This window comes from Sulfuricurvum sp. (assembly GCF_028712165.1).
GTDB lineage: Bacteria > Campylobacterota > Campylobacteria > Campylobacterales > Sulfurimonadaceae > Sulfuricurvum.
Genome location: NZ_JAQTQR010000004.1, coordinates 3,875 through 7,001, shown reverse-complemented (window position 1 = coordinate 7,001; position 3,127 = coordinate 3,875). Strand labels below are relative to the sequence as shown.

At 38.2% G+C, this 3,127-nt stretch carries 3 protein-coding genes; 2 read left to right on the top strand and 1 reads right to left on the bottom strand.

The window, feature by feature from the left end:
• The coding region (ruvC, locus tag PHP90_RS01070) for a crossover junction endodeoxyribonuclease RuvC (RefSeq protein ID WP_299923940.1) at nucleotides 1-437 on the bottom strand (437 nt) is incomplete at its 3' end.
• Nucleotides 438-548: 111 nt separating this feature from the next.
• Here ruvC and dnaA point away from each other — a divergent pair.
• Together dnaA and dnaN are read left to right on the top strand one after the other, a co-directional pair.
• Nucleotides 549-1,874 carry a chromosomal replication initiator protein DnaA gene (gene dnaA, locus PHP90_RS01065; protein WP_299923937.1) on the top strand — a complete coding sequence of 442 codons (1,326 nt, stop codon included), beginning with the start codon at nucleotides 549-551 and terminating at the stop codon, nucleotides 1,872-1,874.
• A 192-nt stretch (nucleotides 1,875-2,066) separates the two neighbouring features.
• On the top strand, nucleotides 2,067-3,127 hold a 1,061-nt coding region (dnaN, locus tag PHP90_RS01060; protein ID WP_299923934.1), incomplete at its 3' end, for a DNA polymerase III subunit beta.

Sequence of the window (3,127 nt, the reverse complement as noted above, 5' to 3'; positions counted from 1 at the left end):
ACTGCCATTGCATCGGTTATATCCAGCGGTTTTATCTCTTTCGTTATCCCTAATATCTGTTTTACCATAAACGCTACCTGTTCTTTTGCCGCTTTTGCTTTTCCGGTCAACGATTTTTTCACCTGTAACGGTGTATATTCTGCAAACATTCCGAATTCCTGTAAAAGTTTGAGGGTGATCGCTCCACGAAACTGTGCCAGCTTTAAAACGGTTTTAGGGTTATGGGCATAAAAGATATCTTCCATTGCCACTTCATCGATTGTATGCGTTCTAAACAATTGTTCAATCGCTTCAGCCACTTGCGGGATTTGGTATTGAAGCTCTTCTGCTTTTATTTTTATGAGTCCGGCTTCTATAAGCCGCAATTTTTGTCCCTCGATCGCTATGATTGCGTATCCGCAATTTCTCGTTCCCGGATCGATACCTAAAATATTCATACTTTTTCCTATTCACATCAGTGAATATACTCTATTCACATCTAATTTGATCCTAATTATAGGCAAATATCGATATTATTCGTCAACACTATTCACATGGTAAGGGAAAAGATGAATTCAATCGGGATACAAGTTTTAAATGCACTTAAAAATGAAATCAATGAGATTGACTACAAACGCTACATCAAACAACTGACGTATGATGAAGCCGAATCAAAAAGCAATCTAGCTGTATTTCGTGCCCCGAATGCTCTTATTGCCAACTGGGTCAGAACAAAATTTGCTGACAAAATAGCTCATTTATTTGAAATTAAAACCAATGTCAAACCGACGGTTTCTATTTTAGTACAATCAGTATCTCCCTCTTCGACACAAAACATCTCTACACCAGTACCAACTGAACGTCCCGGCGGATCTTTACTCAATCCCTCTTATACCTTTCAAAACTTTGTTGTCGGAGGATCAAACGAATTTGCCTACGGAGCGGCAAAAAGCGTCAGTGAAAAACCGGGAATTGCATACAATCCCCTCTTTTTATACGGCGGTGTCGGTTTGGGCAAAACTCACCTCATGCAATCGGTCGGAAATGTAATGCTTGCACAGGGTAAAACTGTCATTTATACCTCGGTAGAGCAATTTCTAAATGACTTTACCCGTCATCTGAGCAATCGGACCATGGACCGTTTTAAAGATAAATACCGCAAATGTGATTTACTCCTGATCGACGATATCCAGTTTTTGAGTAATAAAAACCAAATCCAGGAAGAGTTTTTTCACACCTTTGATGCCCTTCGGAATGAAAACAAGCAGATCATCATTACATCAGACAAACCTCCTAAAAAAATCGGCGGACTCGAAGAGCGGCTCAAAAGCCGTTTTGAATCAGGTCTCGTTGCTGATATCCAACCGCCTGAACTCGAAACCAAAATTGAAATCATCAAGAAAAAATGTGAAATCAATCGCGTTAAACTCGACCGTGATGTCATTAACTACGTTGCAACAATTATCGAAAACAATACTCGGGAAATCGAGGGTATCCTCTCTAAACTCAATGCCTATTCACAGTTGATGGGAGTTGACATCACCATCGAATTTGCCCGAAATGTACTCAAAGAACAAATGGCTGAAAAACGAAGCAATATTACAACCGATCTCATTATGGATACCGTAGCCAAAGAGCTCAATATCAAGCCAAGTGAAATTCGATCCAAAAGCCGAAACAGCAACATCGTATATGCACGCCGTATCGCTATTTACCTCGCACGTTCTTTAACTCCAAACTCAATGCCGCAGCTTGCTCAATATTTTGGAATGAAAGATCATACCGCCGTCAGTCATACGATGAAAAAAATTCAAGAGCTTATGAAAAACGATGAAGATTTCCGCGTAAAAGTCGAAGAGCTCTCAAATAAAGTCTCAATGGCTACTTCCGAATAAAATTTGTGTTTGTAAAGCAGTTTTAAAAAAGATATAATTCGTACTAAGTGAATAGATGTGAATGAAACCAAATGGGTTCATCACATTGCAAAAGCAGGAGAGATGGGAGTTTATGGCGTGTTTTCACCCATTCACACCCCCTTATTACTAACTACTATAACTGATGATATATAATAATAAAGGGAGTCTTTTATGAAAATTACCGTTGACAAGTCGGTTTTGGAAAATATCCTTCTACACCTACAGCCTTTTTTAGAAAAAAAAGATACATCCCAAATCACCTCTCACATCATGCTCTCTACCGATGGAAGAACTCTTACAGCTAAAGCTACTGATTATGAAATAGGACTTGTCATTCAAACCAACTCCGTAACCGTAGAAGAACCGGGTTCTCTTACTGCTAACGGTAAAAAATTACTCGATATTATTCGTATCTTAAAAGATGAAGAGATCGAACTCTCTCTTGAAAAAGACACCCTTCATATCAAACAAAAACGCTCCAACTTTAAACTTCCAACGTATAAAAGTTCAGAGTTTCCATCTTTCCCGACTACGGAAGGCAAACCTAACATTGTAATTAACTCACATGTTTTGATTGAATCACTCAAAAAAATCACCCCTGCTGCAGATACCAACAATCCTAAATTTGAGCTCAACGGAGCATTAATCGATATTAAAAGCAATCAAATCAATTTTGTAGCTACTGATACTCGCCGTCTTGCACTTGTTCACATCGACAGTCAAAATGATGCAGAACTTTCAATCATCGTCCCTAAAAAAGCAATTATTGAAATTCAAAAACTCTTTGCGGACAATATTGAAATTTATTACGATAACACCCATCTCATCATTAAATCCGAAGACTCACTTTTCTATACCAAACTCATTAACGGTAAATTCCCTGATTACAGCCGAATTATCCCTCGTGAAGCTCAACGCTCTATTGTCTTGCCTAAAAGCGCTATAGTAACCGCTATCAAGCAGATAACGACCATATCCAATGATCTCAAACTTACTTTTCAACAAGACGCTATTTTGTTTGAAAGTTTGAGTGATGATAATATCGAAGCTAAAACGGCTGTAGAAATTGAAAACGGATTTGAGACACCTTTTATTCTCGCAATCAACAGCCGTTATATTTTAGATTTTTTATCTCAAGTGAACGGCACTGAATTTACCCTCGAGGCAAATGAATCAAATCAGCCATTCGTTATCAAAGATGCAAATTTTAAAACTATCGTAATGCCGATAGT